This window comes from Oceanobacillus salinisoli (assembly GCF_009733865.1).
GTDB classification, from domain to species: Bacteria; Bacillota; Bacilli; order Bacillales; family Amphibacillaceae; genus Oceanobacillus; species Oceanobacillus salinisoli.
In genome coordinates this window covers 72,158-92,993 of sequence record NZ_WOFB01000006.1, presented here as the reverse complement: position 1 = coordinate 92,993, position 20,836 = coordinate 72,158, and the positions used below count along the sequence as shown (strand labels likewise).

Annotated in this window: 19 protein-coding genes and 2 pseudogenes; 12 read left to right on the top strand and 9 right to left on the bottom strand. The window is 35.0% G+C overall.

What is annotated here, in order from left to right; translation table 11 throughout:
- Position 1: 1 nt before the first annotated feature.
- The 5 genes from GMJ66_RS06335 to GMJ66_RS06315 form a co-directional block, all read right to left on the bottom strand.
- Complete coding sequence (locus tag GMJ66_RS06335; RefSeq protein ID WP_197046621.1) at positions 2-997, bottom strand: AlbA family DNA-binding domain-containing protein; 996 nt, start codon at positions 995-997, stop codon at positions 2-4.
- A gap of 30 nt (positions 998-1,027) precedes the next feature.
- Positions 1,028-1,879 (bottom strand): DUF5677 domain-containing protein, encoded by an 852-nt coding sequence (locus tag GMJ66_RS06330; protein ID WP_156289489.1) that lies wholly within the window; start codon positions 1,877-1,879, stop codon positions 1,028-1,030.
- A 145-nt stretch (positions 1,880-2,024) separates the two neighbouring features.
- Positions 2,025-2,423: a hypothetical protein gene (locus GMJ66_RS20600; RefSeq protein ID WP_231514837.1), complete on the bottom strand. Its 399-nt coding sequence runs from the start codon at positions 2,421-2,423 to the stop codon at positions 2,025-2,027.
- A gap of 286 nt (positions 2,424-2,709) precedes the next feature.
- Positions 2,710-3,375, bottom strand: coding sequence for a hypothetical protein (locus tag GMJ66_RS06320; RefSeq protein ID WP_156289488.1), 666 nt, complete (start codon positions 3,373-3,375; stop codon positions 2,710-2,712).
- 520 nt (positions 3,376-3,895) lie between these two features.
- A complete protein-coding gene (locus tag GMJ66_RS06315; RefSeq protein WP_156289487.1) occupies positions 3,896-4,408 on the bottom strand; it encodes a hypothetical protein in 513 nt (170 codons plus the stop codon).
- 530 nt (positions 4,409-4,938) lie between these two features.
- Between GMJ66_RS06315 and GMJ66_RS06310 the strand changes: the two genes are divergently transcribed.
- From GMJ66_RS06310 to GMJ66_RS21165, 3 genes and pseudogenes are all read left to right on the top strand, one after another.
- A complete protein-coding gene (locus GMJ66_RS06310; protein WP_156289486.1) occupies positions 4,939-7,224 on the top strand; it encodes an ATP-binding cassette domain-containing protein in 2,286 nt (761 codons plus the stop codon).
- A gap of 185 nt (positions 7,225-7,409) precedes the next feature.
- A complete protein-coding gene (locus tag GMJ66_RS06305) occupies positions 7,410-8,558 on the top strand; it encodes an ArgE/DapE family deacylase (protein WP_156289485.1) in 1,149 nt (382 codons plus the stop codon).
- Between the two features lie 762 nt (positions 8,559-9,320).
- Positions 9,321-9,449, top strand: a pseudogene (locus GMJ66_RS21165) (nucleotidyltransferase domain-containing protein); the annotation flags it as partial.
- Between the two features lie 30 nt (positions 9,450-9,479).
- Here the strand turns inward: GMJ66_RS21165 and GMJ66_RS06295 are convergent.
- On the bottom strand, positions 9,480-9,767 hold the full coding sequence (locus tag GMJ66_RS06295; RefSeq protein WP_156289484.1) for a hypothetical protein: 288 nt from the start codon (positions 9,765-9,767) through the stop codon (positions 9,480-9,482).
- Positions 9,768-9,952: 185 nt separating this feature from the next.
- Positions 9,953-10,507 (bottom strand): TetR/AcrR family transcriptional regulator, encoded by a 555-nt coding sequence (locus GMJ66_RS06290; protein WP_156289483.1) that lies wholly within the window; start codon positions 10,505-10,507, stop codon positions 9,953-9,955.
- A 169-nt stretch (positions 10,508-10,676) separates the two neighbouring features.
- Here GMJ66_RS06290 and GMJ66_RS06285 point away from each other — a divergent pair, with 169 nt between their 5' ends.
- The 3 genes and pseudogenes from GMJ66_RS06285 to GMJ66_RS06275 all read left to right on the top strand — a co-directional run.
- Positions 10,677-11,234: an NADPH-dependent FMN reductase gene (locus GMJ66_RS06285; protein ID WP_156289482.1), complete on the top strand. Its 558-nt coding sequence runs from the start codon at positions 10,677-10,679 to the stop codon at positions 11,232-11,234.
- Between the two features lie 48 nt (positions 11,235-11,282).
- A complete protein-coding gene (locus GMJ66_RS06280; RefSeq protein ID WP_231514836.1) occupies positions 11,283-12,206 on the top strand; it encodes a DsbA family protein in 924 nt (307 codons plus the stop codon).
- A gap of 210 nt (positions 12,207-12,416) precedes the next feature.
- A pseudogene (locus tag GMJ66_RS06275) lies at positions 12,417-12,662 on the top strand (aldo/keto reductase); the annotation flags it as partial.
- Positions 12,663-12,942: 280 nt separating this feature from the next.
- Here the strand turns inward: GMJ66_RS06275 and GMJ66_RS06270 are convergent.
- Positions 12,943-13,122: a hypothetical protein gene (locus tag GMJ66_RS06270; protein WP_156289481.1), complete on the bottom strand. Its 180-nt coding sequence runs from the start codon at positions 13,120-13,122 to the stop codon at positions 12,943-12,945.
- A 260-nt stretch (positions 13,123-13,382) separates the two neighbouring features.
- Positions 13,383-14,552 carry an SEC-C metal-binding domain-containing protein gene (locus tag GMJ66_RS20880; protein ID WP_269321863.1) on the bottom strand — a complete coding sequence of 390 codons (1,170 nt, stop codon included), beginning with the start codon at positions 14,550-14,552 and terminating at the stop codon, positions 13,383-13,385.
- Positions 14,553-14,820: 268 nt separating this feature from the next.
- On the opposite strand from GMJ66_RS20880, the gene GMJ66_RS06260 reads away from it, so the two are divergent.
- The 6 genes from GMJ66_RS06260 to GMJ66_RS06235 all read left to right on the top strand — a co-directional run bounded on the left by GMJ66_RS06260 (position 14,821) and on the right by GMJ66_RS06235 (position 20,796).
- A complete protein-coding gene (locus GMJ66_RS06260) occupies positions 14,821-16,422 on the top strand; it encodes an ABC transporter substrate-binding protein (protein ID WP_156289480.1) in 1,602 nt (533 codons plus the stop codon).
- Between the two features lie 81 nt (positions 16,423-16,503).
- The gene (locus GMJ66_RS06255) at positions 16,504-17,448 is read left to right on the top strand and encodes an ABC transporter permease (RefSeq protein ID WP_156289479.1); all 945 of its coding nucleotides are present in this window, start codon (positions 16,504-16,506) and stop codon (positions 17,446-17,448) included.
- Positions 17,449-17,472: 24 nt separating this feature from the next.
- Positions 17,473-18,315, top strand: a complete 843-nt coding sequence (locus GMJ66_RS06250) for an ABC transporter permease (RefSeq protein WP_156289478.1) — start codon at positions 17,473-17,475, stop codon at positions 18,313-18,315.
- 25 nt (positions 18,316-18,340) lie between these two features.
- Positions 18,341-19,369: an ABC transporter ATP-binding protein gene (locus tag GMJ66_RS06245; RefSeq protein ID WP_156289477.1), complete on the top strand. Its 1,029-nt coding sequence runs from the start codon at positions 18,341-18,343 to the stop codon at positions 19,367-19,369.
- The gene (locus GMJ66_RS06240) at positions 19,362-20,363 is read left to right on the top strand and encodes an ABC transporter ATP-binding protein (protein WP_156289476.1); all 1,002 of its coding nucleotides are present in this window, start codon (positions 19,362-19,364) and stop codon (positions 20,361-20,363) included. The genes GMJ66_RS06245 and GMJ66_RS06240 overlap by 8 nt, the downstream gene beginning before the upstream one ends.
- Positions 20,364-20,376: 13 nt before the next feature.
- On the top strand, positions 20,377-20,796 hold the full coding sequence (locus GMJ66_RS06235; RefSeq protein ID WP_156289475.1) for a hypothetical protein: 420 nt from the start codon (positions 20,377-20,379) through the stop codon (positions 20,794-20,796).
- The last annotated feature ends 40 nt before the right edge of the window (positions 20,797-20,836 follow it).

Here is a 20,836-nt window from a genome sequence, read left to right as displayed (position 1 = left end):
ATCAAAAAATCATTTGTTCACTTAAATAAGCATTCTTTTCGTAAAACTCTGTAAACATCTCTATTTTTTTCTTTTTATATTCACTTATTATTTGTTCTTTATTAGCACTAGGGTTATCTCTTATAATAATATCTTTCCAACTACTAAAAGCAACCTTAACTAAACCTGAGATTTGGCTTTTATAATTAGTGGTATAAGGATGTTCTATTCCCAAGTGTTCCAAGATCGAATTTGTAACTAATTTAGTTTCATTAATGTCTAAGTCTAAATCCTTTATTTTATCTATTATTTCACCTACAGTTTCCATTGTGTAATTAAGACTTTCATCAGCTAAACTCTCCGTATTTCTTACACTTTCTACAATACTTGAAAATTCCTGTTCAACATTATCTGTTAAGTTATCCAAGTTATCAGTAATATTTTCTATATCACTACTTAATTCCCATTGTAAGTTATCTATTGTTTGGTCAAACATATCTAACTTTCTATTAGTGTCATCTATGCTTTCCTCTAAATCCTCAGTAGCTTGTTTAAATCTATTTATAAACGTTTCCCCTTGTTCGTTTAAGAACATATGTAATAGTTTGTCTCTTGAAAGAGGGAGGTTACTAGCGTCTCCACGTATTACGTATGTCCCCTTATGTGTTGAATATGGCTTGAATTCTCCAGTAGGTATTTCAATTCTATAGAATGGTGTTTCAGCCTCATTCTCTAAAAATATTTCTACATCAACTGGTGGTCTACAATTATTTGCTTTTTGTACTATTGCCAATTTCTCATTGTCTCCAATTTTACAACCAACTACTTTCCCAACTTGCCTACCTTTATCATCTTTATCTTCGTCTACACCTATGAGAATTGCACCCCCAGTAGAGGAATTAGCAAAAGCTACTAAATCATCTACACTTAACCCTTTCAAATCTCTTTTGTAATCAACGTCATAACCTTCCTCTTTGTTTAAAATTGTTTTAGCACGATTACTTATATTTTCAGACACCTTTAACCCTCCTATGAAACATTAAGTTATCTAATCTCGCCCTTGGAATATGGCATAATAAAGCAATTCATTAGAGAAATCAACATATTTTTTTTCTATTGCATTATCATGTTCTAAAATTGTTTTTAAAATGTTATGTGCATTTTGAACAGACAGCCCTATAGTACTGTTAAACCATCTGTCACTATAATTCGGTGATGTTGTTAATCGACTATCTTGAATAAAAATGTGTTCTAATACTGATGAACCATGAGTAGCTTTAGACATCATTGAATACATACTGTCATACGCATCAAGCATACCCCCGGCATCTGCCATAGCCCTTATAGAAGGATTACGGTATTTTCTTTTTAACTCATTATCCTTATTTATAATGTCTCTTAATAATTTCGTGTACCATTGTCTATTGTATTGATATTTATGTACTATTTCATGGTATTTTTTCTTTATCATTTTAATTTCGCTTTTTCTTACTGTTTCGGGCTTTTTCTTATATTGTTGGTATTTTTCCATATATTTATGGTCGTAATAAAGCTGTGTTCTATAATCGTAATCTTGATATATAAACTGAGTGGTCACATTAGTTTCTAAAAGCCCTCTAAATATTACAAGTGCTTGATAAATACAACCACTTTTCAAGCAATTATATATACCAAAAATGTCAGTGGACGTTTTAGCAAAAAGTATTTTGTCAGTATCGTGCCTTTTGTTTAAATAGGGTTTATCTGCAATAAAGCACATATACATATAATATGCTTTTAGTAAATATAAAGGTTGATCATATTCCTCTGCTTTTTTTGATAATAAATCATCAAATTTATTTTCTAGCCCTTGCACGTAATTATTAAACTCTTTTTCTATTTCAGTTAACTCAATTTCCATATAAAATCTCCTTTAATTCATCAATTGAGTAAGCGGTTTTTTTATGTAACATAGCACGGCAATTAGGACATACAGGATGTAAATCTGTTATAGGGTTGACTTCTTATTCCTCACCTATTTGATTGAACAGGGATAAAGTCTTTCCCTATATCTCCGTAATGTTCCTCAAAGTTAAAATCACATACAACACAACTAAACCCATAGGTTCAATACATTTGTTTCTAGCAATGGGGTTACGTTCATAAGCGTTGACTAATATTCGTTTCTTACCACCCTCTATGAGGACTTTATTATTTGAAGTCTCTTCACCTGGGAGAACGATTTGATCTAAATTCTTAATTAAAGCTGGAATGTCATGGTCAAAGTACTTTAATTTAACGACCTGTGGAGGGAATGATATACCTAGCTGTTCTGTTGAAAGAAATTCATGTTCTTTAAAGAATTTAACTTCATTTAAAACTATACAACCAATAATACTTGTATCATTTTCATCACCACCATTTACCGAGTGTTTTTTAGCATACGTATTATAACGTGCTTCCAAGTCCGATAGTTTATTTAGCTCATTTAACTCTCCAAACTTTTCCCACGCCTCATTTATAGGAAGGTTTTCATAATATTTAAAGCTACCAAAACCACAGACTTTTCTATAAGGTGAAGCATAAATAACAGCTTTTCGCCCTCTTTGAGTCTTTTTACTTCCAAGGGGTAGGTGGCCAAAAGTTTATTTCATCATAGCTATTTAAAGAGGTTTTACTTAATTATTACTTTATACCAATTTATATCGGTCGGTTTCTACTGCAAACATGTATAGCCCTCCATACTAATTATTAAATCCTTTGCTTTAATTCGTTGTATATATTTATAACTGTATCCCAACCAGCAACTATAGTTAAAACAGACCCAACAAGCCCAACGATAATCACGATAAAGTTTAGAAATTTAACCGCTATGTTATTAGATAGCTTAGACATTGTAGTGTATTTAATTATTCCAGTCCAATATAAGAGAGTAATAGGTAATGTTACAATGAATTTTACACCCTCTTGTAATAATGAAAAAGGATTAACTATTTCTCTTTTTCTATCACTTATTGCCTCTTCATGTCTTGATATTTGCATTAGCAAGTGATTATTGACCCATTGAAATTCGTCAGATAATCCTTTTGGGTTACGTAATGAAGGGACGACATTAACTATTACTTGATAGTTTTTTATCATATAACCAGCAAAAGGTGGTCTATAATCAACATAGCCCAGTAAACCTAATAGCTGTTGGCACTTTCCAGCGTTTTTTACTAGATACGTATATAATTCTGCCTCTTTCTCGTCTCTTATTCTATTTTGAGTATATAAATATTGATTTAGGTAATTTACATATTTGTCGTTGTAATCACCTATGAAAGTCAATTCCTTGTTGAGTTTAATTAAGTCATCAAACTTTATTATCAATCCTATAATGATAAGCCCTATTATTATGAGAATAACTTGTAACATGCTATGTCCCCCTTAGGTAAATCTTACCACCTAATTTTAACATATTAAAATTATGGGGATTAAAATATAAAAGAACTTGTAATTCATTAACTAGAATATTATCACTGGTACACATTTACATAAAATCGTGTCTTATTATCTATAAAAAACCCCAATGATTGGATGTTTACCTTCTAATCACAGGGGTCTTTTTACTCAAAAAAGAATATTATAATTATAGGGTAAAAATGCTCATGTTTTGCTCATATTCATGTTTAAAAACAGCGAATTATAATATGATTACAAAATGAAGAATGTTGATTTTGTAGGATTTTCAGAATATATTTCTATATATTTATCCCATTAATACACGGGCGGCATGATGTAAATCAGCTAGGTGCTAAATGCAATTATATAATTTCCCTTATATTACAATTTAAGTATATTGATTTAATTTTAAGTATAATAACTAAAACCTCCATGATTCATGTTAATGGAGGTTTTAGGATCACTATTTGATAAAGTAGTTTTAAATGAAAAATTAATTCTTTAAACCTAACGAGTCTTTCACCATATTAATGAATCCTAAATCTGCAGTATATGAACATGCTACCTTTGATATAGCATTGGCAACATCCATCGGTTCGTAATTGATTAGTAGTTCTTTCAATAATTCTATGCTTCTCTCATTTGCATCCACATATATGTTATTGAAGTTTGAAATAACCTTTCTCTTATATTTTTCTAGGATTTTTTGTTCGTGTATCCAGAGTTTATTATATTCTAGTATGTCTTGGGCTGGCTTTTCATGGAATGTGCCTTCTTCTCCAAATAGAATATTATTTTCATCCTGCCCTAAGTAAATCACGTAAACAGATTTACCAACATACAAATTAGTCCTGTTTAAATAACAATATGGAATGAAACCCCATCTTTTGTCGTAAGATCGAGTACTAACCTCAATACCTTCGTCTAAAAAACTACTTACTCTAACCTTTGTTGTTTGGTACATGTAAAACCCTGGTGAATCTATTTTTTCCGGCAACATTAACAAAATAATCAATCCTTTCCTTACTGCATCTTGAATTTTTGGTACCCTATAAGATTGTTGGCTTGTTAAGGTAACTATATTTTAATATACATATATAGATAATCTTATTGGCTCACCATAATTTAGGTTATTCCCTTTTTTATAGAGTTCAAATTTTTTACACAAATTTTACACATCACTATCATAAAACCCTTTAAGATAAGTATTTCTAAACATATTTCGACCCCGACCACCGGAATCTACTCTTAGCACACAAATAGTAAAATATTATGATCGAAAGAGATAAGACAGGATAATTAAATTCCTGTCTTTTATTTTGCAATATGTTAGGATTTTATCATTATAAGGTACAATGATAATAATGTTCTGTACAAGGGGTTACCCTTGATTTTTTTCCACAAGTGTTTATTCTTTGCATTAATAGTGTTTTGAGGATACAGAAAAATGGAAAAAGTAAAGGATGTTGAGGATTTATTCACACGACTGATTGATGCAATGCTTTTTTAGAAAATAAAAGCAGAAGGGGTGATAAAGTGTCAGGATTAAATGATGAAATTATTTTAAGAGGGCTGAAAGAAAATAATTTAAAGAATATAGATTTAAACATATCTAAAGAAAAAATCACCGTATTTACTGGTCTTTCAGGGTCTGGAAAGAGTTCTGTTGTTTTTGATACATTAGCAACAGAAAGCAGAAGACAAATGACTTTGAATTATCCTCATTATGTTAGATATCAAATGCCAAGATACGAACGCCCCCACGCTGATCTAATGCAAAACTTAAGTCCCGTTGTAGTAGTGGAACAAAGGCCAACTGGAAGCAATTCTCGTTCAACAGTAGGTACCTATATGGATATCAATCCATTAATTAGACTTTTGTTCTCAAGGATAGGAAAGCCATCCATAGGTTCTGCTAGTGATTTTTTGAGTCAAAGTTCCTTTGGAAGATGTCCGGAATGTAGTGGTTTTGGGGAAGTCATTGCACCAGATTTAAATAAGATGATTGATTACGATAAGTCACTTCGAGAGTATGCAGTGAAATTTAAGCCTTTATCGCCTTCAGGTTGGCAAGGGAATTGGATGATGACTTGCGGATTATTCGACCCAGATAAACCGATAAAAGACTACTCAGAAGAAAAACTTCATCTTCTATTATACGGCCCTCGTAAAGGAGAACGTGTCTATGCGCCATTTCACACAAAAAACGGACCTCTAAAGCATGAGTGGGATGGGTTATTACCTAGATTTAAGCGTCTTTATATAAACAGAGATATTTCAAAGCTAAAAGGAGTATCCCAAGATGATGTCTTAGCGGTATCAACGCATTCTTTATGTCCAACTTGCCACGGTTCTGGCTTGAATCCAAAGGTATTGGAATGCCGAATAAATGACTTAAATATTGCAGAATATGATCAATTGGAGCTTACAGGACTACTGGAGGAGTTAAAGAAAATAAAAGATTCTATGGGGAAATCTATCGCAATGCAAATAATTCCACATATCAAACAATTAGTTGACATGGGATTAGGATATTTGAGCCTATCAAGGAAAATGGGCACTTTGTCCGGTGGGGAAGCGCAAAGGGTAAAAATCGCCCGTCATTTAGGGAGTAGTCTCAACAATATTACATATATTTTCGATGAACCAAGTGCAGGACTCCATCCGGAAGAAGTGGATATGTTAATACAAATGCTAAATAATATAAAAGATGAGCATAATACCGTTATCGTAATCGAACACGATCTATCAGTAATAAGAGCAGCGGATGAAATAATAGAGATGGGACCAGGAGCAGGTGTAAGCGGAGGAGAAGTTGTCTATCAAGGCAAATTAGATGGCTTAAAAAACTCTAATGCCGCCACAACCCTAAACCAAAAGTTAAACATAAACCAATATCCAAGAGAGATAAAAAGTTACTTTACAATAAAAGGAGCAAGTAACCATAACCTAAAAAATATATATGTAAATATTCCTAAAAATGTTCTAGTCTCTATCTGTGGAGTATCTGGTTCAGGTAAAAGCTCATTAATGTTTGATGCATTTACTAAAAAGTATCCGGAAACCATCATGGTAGGGCAAGGCGGTATAGGAGTCTCTAACCGTTCGACACTAGCTACATATATGGGGATAATGGATGATATTCGTTCCATATTTTCAAAAGAAACAGCGCGTCCTGCAGGGGTGTTTAGCTTTAATTCTATTGGAGCATGTCCTACTTGCAAAGGAAAAGGGGGCTTAAAACCTGATGTAGCATTTGCCGATCCAGTGACGCTTCCTTGTGAAGCATGTGGCGGTACGAGATATTCAAACGAGGCACTATCCTATCGATATCAGGATAAAAATATAGTGGAGATTTTAGAATTAACGATAGATGAAGCTACCAACTATTTTAAACTACCCAAGATCATAAAAAGAGTGAATACGCTAAAAGAGGTAGGATTAGGGTATTTAACATTAGGACAAACAACGAGTTCCCTAAGCGGAGGAGAAATTCAACGTTTAAAACTTGCAAGCCATTTACACAAAGAAGGACAGATCTACTTATTGGACGAGCCATCCATGGGACTACATGCAGAAGATAATCGAAAACTGTTAGACGTCTTTCATAAACTTGTGGACAGAGGAAATTCTGTTATCATAATCGAACACAATCTAGACTTTATAGCGGCGAGCGATTGGGTAATAGAATTGGGTACAGGAGGAGGAAAACAAGGTGGACATATCATATTTGAAGGTACACCGGAAGAGATGTTAGATATAGAGACATTGACAGCAAAATGGTTAAAAGATGGGGTTAAAAACATTTCAGCTAGAATGTAGTCAGTAGTTATCGAATGGATCCTTATCATTCCAATAAATAAGTAATTTATTGTTACCGGGAAAGAAAATGGCTTTGGGGACTGACCCCGATTTTAGTGGCTAACTTAATTAATGTACTTTTTGGGTAAAATACAGTTGTATTCTCACCTGAGGATAGACAGATAAGAATTTCGGAGGTATGTAGTATGAAACATTTTACAGAAGAAGAAAAGATAAAGATTTTATCTGACATTATTGCGATTAAATCCATTAATGAAAACGAAATCGAAGTGGCAAATTACTTGAAAGATTTATTTGCTGAATACGGCATTGAATCTAAAATTGTTCCAGTTACAGACACCCGTGTTAACTTAGTGGCTGAAATTGGAAGCGGGAGTCCAGTCATTGGCGTTTCCGGTCATATGGATGTCGTTTCTCCTGGTGATGAAAGCGAGTGGGCAACTGATCCGTTCATATTGACAGAAAGAGACGGAAAATTATACGGACGTGGAACAAATGACATGAAAGCAGGTCTAGTAAACCTTGCTCTAGTGATGATTGAACTCAAAGAAAATAATGAACTAAAAAATGGTACTGTTCGTTTTATGGCAACTACTGGTGAAGAAGTCGGTGGCGCAGGTTCTAAAAAATTATATGAAGAAGGCTATATGGATGAAGTAGATTATCTATGGGTAGCTGAACCTTCTCATGACACGATTATTTACTCTCACAAAGGATCACTTAACTTGCGTGTTACTTCTATTGGTGAAGCAGCACATAGTTCTATGCCTGACCAAGGTTATAACGCGATTAATCCATTGATGGAATACCTATTAGAAGTAGACAAAAAATTGAATGGCGATGATCGTAAAAATGAAGTTCTAAATAAATTGGTTATGAGTACAACTATTTTTAATGCAGGGAACCAGGTAAACTCCGTTCCAGAAAAAGCAGTAGCTGAAATAAACGTGCGTACTATTCCAGAATTTGATAACGATGAAGTGATTGACTTATTCAACAAAACAGCTAACAAATACAATAACGAAGGCTCTAATATTGATGTGGAAGTGACCATGTCATTACCAAGTGTTTTCACTTCAGGAAAGTCTGAAATGGTTGACCTTGCTAAAGAACTCGGTAAAAAACATTTAGATTTAGAAATTGCTGTTAAAGGTTCGCCAGGGGTGACGGATGCATCAAACTTATTACGAGGTAAAGATGACAACTTCCCATTCATGATGTTTGGTCCAGGTGAAACGAAAATGGCACACAAAACAGATGAATATGTCTACAAAGATTACTACTTTGCATTCTTCGATATCTATAAGGAGTTAATTTTAGGATTATCGAAATAAAAAGAGATTTTTTAAACAACATGAGGTGACTACCATTTCTGGTGGTCATCTCTTTTTGCTTTGGTTTTTATTTAACCCTAAAGATGAAAATGAACAATTAGTAGTAAATGAAAGGAAATTTTTGATTGAATTAAACCCTTCAATTTTTAATTAAAAGGGGTGATTTGTCTATAGTAGCTCTAGCAAAAATCTCTAGAATGTATAAGTCTTTATAAAAGATAGGAATGCATAAGATTTTTCTACCATACAGACTTACGCATAATTGAATTTGATGTTGTTATTGAATATTGGGAAGAAGCGGGCTTAGACAAACCTTCTATATGTTAGATGCTCAAAACAAAACACTGTGCATTTTAAAGAGTTACTATTTAAAATTGGAAAGTTACATGAACATGATTTAGAGAGAGTTTTGATAACAATACGAAACTACTTTTAATACTTTGTGTGCATGATGTAGAGAACGATCCATCGGTATCTAATCTAAAAACAAGACAGGGTATAACTCCTTGTCTTCTATTATAATTCTAAAAAAGGATGGATTGGTTCTTAAGGATGAAAGTTTAATTATAATAGGAGTAAAGATTCATTCGTTGCAAAGACTGCAAAATAATTAGGAGTGAAAACATGGTTGAAATGAAGGATGGTCGGTGGAAACAAAGATTTGTGAACTTTCTATATAAAAAATTACTAAATGAAAGATAATATGTTTGGACTAATTGAGAGTGATATACGTTATATAAATATTGCCCTGAGGAATTTGAAGAAATTGAATGTGGGATTATTTTTGGAAGTAGTGCAATAGGTAATTATAAAAAAGGATCTGATATAGATCTTGCAATAACAGGAAAAGGTATTACTCAGAGACTTTATTTAAGTTATCTGATTTACTGAACGAGGAATAACGCTATCACTAACGCTAATTTAAAAGCCCTCCACCTGCCCCGTTACATGTGATTTACATTTGAAATTCACCTTGCCAGATACTGCACATATGCTTGCCTTCAGGATGTAATTCTCTCTACAAGAATAACGCTTTTGAACAAGTTCTCCTCCTGTCACGTATTCCCACTCTACCTCTGTGGGTAATCGTTTGCCATTCCACTCGCGCAGTAAGTCATAGCGTCGTTTCAGGAAACATGGAAAACAGGATGGTCTTTGCAATTTTGGATATTGGAATTTTGCCCTTCTGAATGTTTCCAGTTTGTTCATTGGGATACCCACCACCAAGGGGTATTTTGTATAACTTGTACTACATCTTTTTTTGTTTCCTCTGAGACAGCTAAATGAAAGACAAATGATCATTCTTATTTTTCATCATCTGTAATATAACCATATTTTCTACATTTACTTCTGCTATTCTTTCTTTTTGTTTGGAAAACTGTTACCTATTTTTATTAATTAATCCCATAGATAATATAAGGGATGGCTAGTTTAATATATTCTTCAGGTGATGTTGAATTATTATTTCTTCTCCATTCTACAGACGCTCCGTAAATTCCCCAGCTTAACATGGAAGCTGTTACTTTATGAGCTTTTTTTTCTTCACCAGGAAATTGTTTTACTAATAAATTAAAGATGATTACCTCAATCTGCTCCCTAATAATTCGAGCAATTGTATCCTCGTATCCTCTATGACAACGATTAGATAGTGTTAGTTGGAAATTAGTAATTGCTTGAAATAGACGAATGATAGTATCTTCATTTAATTCGCTATTTTGGTAGAGATTAGTATTTAAGTTGATTAACAATACTTCTGATAACGCCTTTTCTAATAGGTCGTAAATATCTTCAAAATGATAATAGAAGGTTGCACGGTTAATCATGGCTTCCGTCGTGATATCTTTTATGGTGATATCCTTGAATTCTTTTTTTCCTGAAAGCTTAATGAAAGAATCCATAATTATTTTACGAGTCCGGAGAATTCGCGGATCTGTCTTCGTTTCTGTCATCAAATAATCCCTCCCTAGTTTTCCAACAATGTTTACAATGTGTTGTATATACTACACATCTAATGAACTATTGGTTTTTCCTTATTTTATTATGTAATAAGCTAACATTGTAAAGCAAGTGTGATGCTTCTAACAACACAAAACATTTAAAAAATTAGGAGGAATAACAATGGTTAAAATTGGAATTATTACAGGAAGTACAAGAGATGCACGAGTAAATACACAGGTTGCAGAATGGGTGAAATCAATCGCAAATCAAAGAACAGATGCTGAATATGAGTTAGTCGACATTAAAGACTACAACTTACCACGATATAATGAATCTGTTCCCGCAATAATGACACGTGATTATCAAACACCAGAAGCAAAAATTTGGTCTGAGAAAATCGACTCACTTGATGGATTTGTTTTTGTATTAGCAGAATACAATAAAGGTATTACTTCTGGGTTAAAGGATGCTATCGATTATCTATACCAAGAGTGGAATAATAAAGCTGCAGGGATTGTAAGCTACGGTTCAACACTTGGAGTTTCAGCAGCGAACAACTTGCGCTTAATCTTATCTGTACCTAAGGTGGCGACAGTCGGAACACACGTGGGATTGAGCCTTTTTACTGATTTCCAGGACATGAGCAAGTTTAACCCAGCACCATTCCATGAAGAAACTGTCATGAATTTATTGGATGAAGTGGTTGATTGGTCTAAAGCATTAAAAACTATTAGATAATAAGAATTTTATCTTTTTAATGAAGTAATATTAGGAAGGGATAATGAAATGGCTAAAAATATGATTTGTGATTTAGAAACAGGTGTATGTGGTGTGCCAGGAGAAGAAGAAATGAAAGAGATTGATTTGAACCAATCTACTAAAACAATTGATTTATATTATGTGACAGATCCAATTTGTTCGCATTTCTGGGCATTAGAGCCAGTTCTAGGCCGATTCAGGGAAGAGTATGGTAATCATTTCAACTTTCATACGGTGATGGGAGGTTTACTTGAAAAGTGGGAAGGACCAGTTGATCCAGGTAATGGGATTTTTAAGCCAGCAGATGTTGCTAGTCACTGGAGGGAAGTAGGTGAACACTATCGTATGCCGATTGATGGTACATTGTGGCATGACAATCCCGTGCAATCGTCATTTCCTCCTTCTCGTGTCTATAAAGTAATTCAACATAATCATAATGATGAACTAGCAAATGAATACTTACGACGTGCAAGAGAAGCGCTATTCGTATTTAATAAAAATATAGGTGAAAAATCGATGATGATTGAGATTGTCAATAACCTGGGACTTGATGGCGAAGAAATTATTCGTTTAGCAGAAGGTCCATTAGGAGGACAATTACTGGAGGAGGATTTTACTTTAGCAAGAGATTTAGGGGTAAGAGGTTTCCCAACGATAATTATGGTAAATAAAGAAAATAAAGGAGTTAGTGTTGTAGGTGGCCGACCACTTGTTAATTACATTTCGGCCTTAACACAAACATTAAATGGGGAAGAACTTATATCCAAAGATATCCCTTCACTTAAGGATTTTCTTACTAAGGAAAAACTTCTTTTCTCTAAAGAATTAGAAGTGATGTATAATCTTAATGAATCGGAAATTAGTGATTTTGTGAAAAAGGAATTACCAATAGGAACATATGAAGAAAAAGAGATTTTAGGAGAAAAATATTATCTTAAAGTAAAAGAATAACTGTATGTTATTTATTTTGAAAATCCTCCATTATGATAAAATTGCACCCAATTTGTTAGACAAAATCTAACAATTAGAGGTGCAATTTTTTTATGAATTAATTATAAAGTATAGAAGACATATGTATTAGGGGAGAGGAGTGCAAAAAAGAAAGGATGATTATCAGTGGATTTAAACAACGAAAAGAAACAAAGAGAAACTAAAAATACCATGGAAAAGCGTGTAGTCACTCTACCAGACGGAACAACTCTACCCAGTATAGGACAGGGCACTTGGTACATGGGGGAAAATCCCAGGATGAAAGAAAAAGAAATAAAAGCTTTACAGTTCGGAATCGAGTTGGGCATGAAGGTAATCGATACGGCGGAAATGTATGCAAATGGTGGTTCAGAATGTGTAGTTGGTGAAGCGATTAATGGGCGTAGAGAGGATGTCTTTCTTTGGACTTCCTCCTACTAAAGCGGAGCAGTGGTGTATAAGATTATAAAAAGCTTTTCTAGAATAAAGAAAAGCTAGGCATACCAAAAGGTTCATCTATCAATCACTTTTCACAACACTTCTTTAAATTTTTTTCGTACCACAATGACATGGAAATGCGGGTCTGACTCTTTTTCCAGGAAACGATAAAACACTCACCAATCTTTGTGAGTGTTTTTTAATTTTTGAGAAGTAGGGTGAAAAAGGTAGGATTTGTAATCATTTTACACATTGTTTAGACACGGAATTTTCTTTAAATTTAACTCATATCTTCATTATCTTTATCATTTTTCTTACTATTATTGAGAACTAAAGCAATATTATTATTGTTTATCAAAGGATCTAAATCTAAATCTGTTTCATCATCATGATTTTCTCCATAAAAAGCTTTGTTTAACTTTATATTTGCTTGTTCTGTTTCAGTTGGTTTTTTCTTCATAAAATATATCCCTCCTTAATGTTATTCTTTACAAGAAATACTCAAGCTATGTGTTTTGTTTGTTCAATTTTGACCCAATGAACTATTCGGGGATGGATTATCGAATTAGGGCTAGTCCCTCATTGTACTAAAGTGTTAGTAGAGTGTAGGACTGCCCCTTTTTATCAGAGTATGCCTAGAACTTGAGAAGCGTTCGACAATAAATGACAAAAAAACGGGAAGTGACAGGCACCTTAAAAACCTTAAAAGTTCTATTTCCATTACTTTCCACAACACTTCTTGAATTTCTTCCCGCTACCACAAGGGCAAGGATCATTCCGTCCAATTTTCGCGCGTTTAGCGTCCTGTCTCGCTCTTTCTTTCCGTTGTTCTTGCCAATACGCATCTTTTTCCAATAGTTCTTTTTTCCATTCTTCCAGTTTTGGGTGAGGTACGCCATTAATGACACAATTCGCATATAGTGGTTCTTTTAAATCAAGTAATGTTTCATCGTAGCCTTCTTCAATAAGTGCTGCCACCTTTGGAATAGCCTGTGTTGATAGTTGGCGACATAATGCTTCTGCAATCAGTGTTTTTAAGCTAATATTGGTTGTTTGATCAAAGTGATGGAGTAGCATTTCTTCAGCGTCAGGATGTTTAATATTTTCTAACACACCAATTGCAAAAATAGACGAATCTTCATTCGTAACATATTTCTCAACTTCTGGAATGACTTCAGGTGTACCAATCTTAATTAAGGCATCCAAAACCTCCTCCAACAAAAAGTCCTCTTCCTCCCGTGGAAGTAATGCAGTAAGTTGAGGAATCAGGGAAGTTACTTTTTGCTCACCAGCAAGGTAAACATGATAAATGCCATGAAAGGAAAAGAACTCCTCGTCCCTTTCCTCCTTTATAGCTGCTTCAATCTCCCAATAATTTTCCTCGTCAAATTCTCCCCGATGGATCAATTCTTTAAAAATTCTTTTGCCGAAATCGAAAAGATGCTGGTTAAACGCACCATCCTCCAGTGAATTCATGATACCAGTGACTTCCTTGAATAACTGTTCCGTATCCATCCAACGTAAGCTTACAATTGTTTCTAACGCCTCTTTATTGACAAATGGAGAAAGTTGATGTTGATACTTTGCAATTAGAGCGGTGTCACAGCGTTCAATAATGGTTGAATACCAAGGATAGTTATCATCTTTTTTATTTAGGCGCCGAATTACCTCTTTTAACACATTTTCTGTTACAGGCATGTGCTTTGTATAAGGTAGAATCGGATTCATCATTGGATGAGGTTCGAGCTTGTCCAATGCTTGTAAGGCATAGAAAAAAGTTTGCTCTGTTCCCAATTGAGAATTATCGAGTGTAAACAGCGCAAAATCACGTAAAAATTTATCGTCGCTCAGAATATATGGTTCAACTTTTGCTAAGAATGTATTCCCCATAATATATATCCTCCTTTATAACATCATAATACTACTTCATCATCCTGTTGTAATCCTTTTACATTTATAAAGGAATGAAGCGAAATAATAAGGGTGCTGATATGTCACATGGATTTTCTAAGTTTAAACCCAGTTGACAACCCGGAATAATATGTTTATTATATATTTTATACATCTTTAAAACTCTTACAACTTTAAATAGAATTAATAGATTGTCAGGGATTTATAAAAACACTATTTAGTTAACTAATTAATAGGAGAGATCATCATGCGTTTAAAACATACTTTACAACTATTTACCATATTTATTTTGACACTTATTTTGGTGGCTTGTGGTAATGACAGCTCAAGTGAAGAAACAGGGGAAGAAAATACTGCAGCAGAAGAACAGCAAACTGGTGGAACACTTGATGTTGCCTATGCAAGTGAACCGGATACGCTGGATATTATGCAAAATGCTTCAAGTCCGACAAGAGACATTGCTTGGCACATTTTTGAAACATTAGTAGCACTTGATAATGATTTTGCTGTAAAACCGATGATAGCAGAGGATTATAGCATTTCAAATGATCAAAAGGTTTACACGATAACCATTAGAGAAGATGTGAATTTTCATGATGGTACAACTGTAGAAGCAGAGGATGTAGTAGCATCTTTTGAAAGATGGATACTTGTATCTTCAGTAGGTAAAGTTGCAGGTGAATATATCGAAGACGTGAAGGAAGTAGATGAATTAACGGTAGAAATTACTTTAAATGAAGTGTATAACGGTTTTCTTGATGATATGGCTGCACCAAAAACTGGATTAGCCATTATTCCTAAAGAAATTGCTGAGGAAGCAGGGGAGAAACCATTAGTTCCAGAACAGCTGATTGGTACAGGCCCATATCAATTTGAAAAATGGGAACGTGGTGATGAGATTGTTCTGACTAGGTTCGATGAATATTCACAGCGTGAAGAAACGGATTGGGGCGGACTTACAGGTAAAAAGGAAGCAGCTCTTGATCAAATTAACTTTTTAATTGTTAAGGATCCACAAGTGAAATTGAATGGTTTACAAACAAACCTATACGACTATGCTCAAAACATTCCGGCAGATTTATACGAAGTCGTTGAATCAACACCAAATACAAACCCTGTTTCGTATATCAATGGTTATTCCATGATTACACCGGATAAATCAGAAGCACCATTTGATGATTTGAAGGTTCGCCAGGCTTTACACTATGCTCTGGATCAAGAGGAGATTGCACAATCCACTTATGGAAATAAAGAATTTTATGAAATGGATGGAGCGCTATTTGATCCAACTCAAACCGAATTATATACAGCAGAAGGAACAGATTCCTATTTAGCGTATGATACGGAAAAGGCAAAAGAACTACTGGATGAATCAAATTATAATGGTGAGCCTATTACAATCATGTATTCCAACAATCATGAAGCATATAAACGTATTTCTCAAGTGGCTGAACAACAACTTGAAGAAGTAGGGTTTACTGTTGAACTTGATCCATATGAATGGGCAACGTATCTTGAGAGATGGCAAGACCCTAATAATTGGGATATCGTTGTTATTGGATATTCTACTAGATTTTCACCAAATGAATTAGGATTCCTTGTTCAAGATACCGGTAGTAGTGGTTGGTACAACAGTGAACGCTGGTCAGAATTAATGGATCAATGGGGATTAGCAGCATCTTCTGAAGAAAGACAGGAAATATTAGCTGAAATGAACCAAACGGTATATGAAGAACTTCCTATCATAAAAGTAGCAAATGAAACGACTTTAGATATAATGAGTGACGAAATCCAGGAATATGATGCATGGATTGGTCCACGATTCTGGAATACTTGGAAGAGTGAATAAGCAATAGTGGGAGTCATGTCAGTTTTTAACGACACTGGCTCCCTTGTTTTATGTACAGATTGAATAAAGGGAGGGAATAAAGTGTTACATTACACGATACGAAGACTAATAGCTATCATTCCTGTTCTATTTATCGTTAGTATTATTGTATTTATGATTGTTCATTTAACTCCAGGTAATCCAGCTTACCTTATTTTAGGGGAAGATAGTTCTCCAGAAGCAATTGAACAATTGGAACAACAATTAGGATTAGATAAACCAAAAGTTGTTCAATATTTTGACTGGCTAAGAAATGTTTTTGTTGGAGATTTAGGAGAATCAATTTATTCTGAACAGCCAGTATCACAAATCATAGCAGAACGAATTGGCCCGACATTTAGTTTAATGATTATATCCATGCTATTAACGCTGATTGTAGCGATTCCGACAGCTATTTTTATTGTGTGGAAACGGAATACCGTATTGGATCCTATATTTTTATCAGGTTCCCTATTAGGAACTTCCATACCTGAGTTTTGGTTAGCCTTACTGTTAGTTTTTGGTTTAGGAGTTACTGTACCAATTTTTCCAGTAGCAGGTTATGTCCCGATTACAGATGGTATATTGGGTTGGTTACATCACTTACTGTTACCTGGGATTGTTTTGGCAGCCGTGGAAATTGGGTTAATTGCTCGTATGCTCAGGGATAGTATGCTGGAATCCGTGAATCAAGATTATACCAAAACGGCACGGGGAAAAGGTGTGAAAGAAAGTACCGTCCTAATAAAGCACGTGTTTTCCAATGCCCTTATTCCAACAACAACTGTTATAGGTGTAACTATTGCTGGTCTACTCGGCGGAACCGTCATTATTGAAACGATATTTACCATACCGGGGATTGGCCAGTTATTAATTGATTCGATTCATCGTAGGGATTATCCAGTTATCCAAGGAGTTATATTATTTATTGCGTTTGTTTATGTCATCATTAATTTAATTGTTGACCTTTTATACGCCTTTTTAGATCCGAGAATTCGCTATGATTGATTTAGTAAAAAAGGAAGTGTCCTCATGTTAAGAAGAAAACGAAATCTTATTCCTTTCGTCTTTTTAATTTTATTATTTTTATCCACCATTACAGCTGCATGGTGGCTTCCTGTATCACCAAGTTTGATGGATTCAAGTCTGCGATTAATGCCACTATCCTCAGAATATTGGTTTGGTACAGACCACTTTGGCCGGGATATATTTGGTCAAACGATTATATCTGCAAGGGTTTCTTTATTGGTCGGCTTTACGGTTGCCGTGCTTTCAACGGTATTAGGAACGATAACAGGTCTTATTGCGGGATATTACAAAAAATTAGATTCTATCATTATGCGAATTATTGATGGGATGCTGGCTTTTCCCTCTTTATTATTAGCGTTAGCTCTTGTGGCAGCTTTAGGTGGAAGTGTCACGAATATTATCATTGCGTTAACCTTTTCCTTCTGGCCTGTCATGACGCGTGTCGTACGTTCTAGTGTTCTTCAAGTTAAAAATATTCAATATGTGGAAGCTGCCAAAACTTCAGGAGTGAAGGATCCTGTCATTTTATCTAGATACATCCTTCCTAATGTATTATCGCCTATTATTGTGCAAGGGACATTTATTTTTGCAAGATCGATTCTTGCAGAAGCAGCACTAAGCTTCTTAGGTGTTGGCGTTGAGCCATCTATACCAACCTGGGGAAACATGTTACAGGAAGCGCAGATTTATATTACAATAGCGCCTTGGTTTTCGATTTTTCCTGGTATTTTTATCGTCCTTACCGTTCTGTCATTAAATCTATTAGGAGATGGGCTTAGAGATGCCTTTGATCCTTACGCAAAAGGGAAAAGAAAAAAGAAAAAAAGACTGATTAAAAGGCAATAAGCGTCATAATTATTTGGAGGGATAGATGGTGCTAGAGGTAAAGAATTTGAAAGCTCATATTGATACACCTGATGGGGTAGTAAAAGCGGTTGACGGGGTAAGCTTTACCATTGAACCTGGTGAGACAATTGGCATAGTAGGTGAATCAGGAAGTGGAAAAAGTGTTCTGGCACATTCTATTATGCAACTTAATCCGAAGCCCCCAACCTTCTACCCGCAAGGAGAAATTGTGTTTGAAGGAAAAAAACTGCTCCAATTAAAAGAAAAGGAACTTCAAAAAATACGTGGTAATGAGATTGCGATGGTTTATCAAGATCCAATGTCAAGTTTAAATCCTGTCTTTAAAATTGGGGATCAATTAATCGAAGCGATATTGACACATCATCACATGCCAAAAAGGAAAGCAAGACAGAGAGCGATTGAACTATTAACAGATGTAGGTATTCCAGATCCTGAAAAAAGGTTTGACGCGTACCCACATCAATTTTCAGGTGGTATGCGTCAACGTGTCCTTATTGCAATTGCGCTGGCGTGCAATCCCAAAATTTTAATTGCGGATGAACCGACGACAGCACTCGATGTTACAATACAAGCCCAAATATTGGAACTTATGAAACGTATTCAAGAGAAATATGGTACGGCAATTATTATCATCTCTCATGATTTAGGTGTCATTGCTCAGATGGCTGAGAAAGTTCTTGTGATGTATTCTGGAAGGATTGTAGAAAAGGGGAATGTGGAAGATATATTCTATCATACATCCATGCCTTATACATGGTCATTGCTCCGCTCCCTACCACGTATCGATTCGGAAACTCGTAATCGTCTACTAAGTATAGAAGGGCAACCCCCAAATTTAGTTCATCCACCAAGTGGGTGTAATTTTCATCCGCGGTGCCCTTTCGCTACGGAACAATGTAAGACGATGTATCCGCAATTGACGAAAAGATCGGGTGATCACTATGCAGCTTGCATTTTATCTGAATTGGAGTTCAAAGAAGCGAAGAAGCGTTTAGAGAATCGGGAACAGGAAGGAAGGCAGAAACATGTCTGAAGCATTATTGGAAATACAGGACTTGAACATGCATTTCCCAATAAAACAAGGTGTATTTCAACGAACGACAAACGATGTTAAAGCGGTAAATGGTGTCAATTTTACGTTAAACAAAGGGGAAACGTTAGGGATTGTAGGTGAATCCGGATGTGGGAAGAGTACGCTAGCCCGCACGATTGTGGGCTTATTAAAACCAACTTCCGGCGATATTTTATTCGAAGGGAAAAGTATTTTACAATATAATAAAAAAGAATTACACGAACTAAGACGTGATATCCAAATGGTCTATCAGGACCCATATACAAGCCTTAATCCAAGAATGAGGGCGGGAGACATTATTGCCGCCCCTTTAAAAGCATTTAACCAAACGAATAATTTAAAAAAACGCGTAATGGAATTAATGGAATTAGTAGGGTTAAAAGCAGATGACTATAACAAATTGCCACATCAATTTTCCGGGGGACAACGTCAAAGGATTGGAATTGCTCGTGCTCTTGCATTAAATCCAAAATTAATTATATTGGATGAACCAGTGAGTGCGCTGGATGTTTCTGTTCAGGCACAAGTAATTAATTTGTTGGAAGATTTACAAGAAGAGTTAGGGCTAACCTATCTATTTATTGCCCACGATTTATCGGTAATTAGGCACATTTCAGATAAAGTAGGGGTGATGTATCTAGGTAAGATAATGGAGTTATCAGATAGTGAATCGTTGTATAAGAATGCCCGTCATCCATATACTAACGCATTACTTTCCGCTATTCCTTTACCATACCCTGACAAGGAGAAAAAACGGGAGCGTATTGTTTTAAAAGGGGAGTTGCCATCTCCATCCCATCCGCCAAGCGGTTGTGTTTTTCATACAAGATGTCCATTTGCTACAGAGTTTTGTAAAGGAAATGTACCTACTTTAGATGGAAAGAATTCATCAAGTCATTACGTATCATGCTTCTATCCCATGGAAAACAAACAAGGGGAGTTCCCTCGTCAGTGAAAGGAGAAAATGTATGGAGATACCAAAGATTTCTTTAATGGAAGCATATATGATAGAAACACTAAGAAGTAAGGGTGTAACGGATCAAGAATTAATCGAAGGTGAGGATATTAGTGCTTGGAATCGTCTGCATGAGTCTTTTGATTTTCAGGATTTACTAAGGTTAAGGGAGAAGGACCCTATTGCCTTCCAAACGATGGTTGAAGAGGGATATCAAGTAAAGTTCGTTACGTTTAATGGATTAAAGAACCTGTTGAAATTAAAATTTAATAAAATGGATGAAGTGGATTATCAAACTACGGAAAGCGGTATTCGAGGATTATATCTAAATACGGAAGAACGCCATCAATTAACGAGTCTTCTTTCTAAAAATTGGACCGTACATGAGGAAGAACTGGGCGATAAGCCAATTCTTCATATTGAGTTGGTATAAATAATAAAGCTGGGATGATAGAGATGTATCTTTCATTTCA

Excerpts from the sequence above, each read along its gene's own strand:
- GMJ66_RS06235 (WP_156289475.1), top strand. The coding sequence starts at position 20,377 with ATGGAGATACCAAAGATTTCTTTAATGGAAGCATATATGATAGAAACA.
- GMJ66_RS06270 (WP_156289481.1), bottom strand. The coding sequence starts at position 13,122 with ATGAAGAAAAAACCAACTGAAACAGAACAAGCAAATATAAAGTTAAAC.
- GMJ66_RS06320 (WP_156289488.1), bottom strand. The coding sequence starts at position 3,375 with ATGTTACAAGTTATTCTCATAATAATAGGGCTTATCATTATAGGATTG.
- GMJ66_RS06330 (WP_156289489.1), bottom strand. The coding sequence starts at position 1,879 with ATGGAAATTGAGTTAACTGAAATAGAAAAAGAGTTTAATAATTACGTG.
- GMJ66_RS06240 (WP_156289476.1), top strand. The coding sequence starts at position 19,362 with ATGTCTGAAGCATTATTGGAAATACAGGACTTGAACATGCATTTCCCA.
- GMJ66_RS06280 (WP_231514836.1), top strand. The coding sequence starts at position 11,283 with ATGGCTAAAAATATGATTTGTGATTTAGAAACAGGTGTATGTGGTGTG.
- GMJ66_RS06285 (WP_156289482.1), top strand. The coding sequence starts at position 10,677 with ATGGTTAAAATTGGAATTATTACAGGAAGTACAAGAGATGCACGAGTA.
- GMJ66_RS06260 (WP_156289480.1), top strand. The coding sequence starts at position 14,821 with ATGCGTTTAAAACATACTTTACAACTATTTACCATATTTATTTTGACA.
- GMJ66_RS06290 (WP_156289483.1), bottom strand. The coding sequence starts at position 10,507 with ATGACAGAAACGAAGACAGATCCGCGAATTCTCCGGACTCGTAAAATA.
- GMJ66_RS06305 (WP_156289485.1), top strand. The coding sequence starts at position 7,410 with ATGAAACATTTTACAGAAGAAGAAAAGATAAAGATTTTATCTGACATT.
- GMJ66_RS06295 (WP_156289484.1), bottom strand. The coding sequence starts at position 9,767 with ATGAACAAACTGGAAACATTCAGAAGGGCAAAATTCCAATATCCAAAA.
- GMJ66_RS06245 (WP_156289477.1), top strand. The coding sequence starts at position 18,341 with ATGGTGCTAGAGGTAAAGAATTTGAAAGCTCATATTGATACACCTGAT.
- GMJ66_RS06250 (WP_156289478.1), top strand. The coding sequence starts at position 17,473 with ATGTTAAGAAGAAAACGAAATCTTATTCCTTTCGTCTTTTTAATTTTA.
- GMJ66_RS20880 (WP_269321863.1), bottom strand. The coding sequence starts at position 14,552 with ATGGGGAATACATTCTTAGCAAAAGTTGAACCATATATTCTGAGCGAC.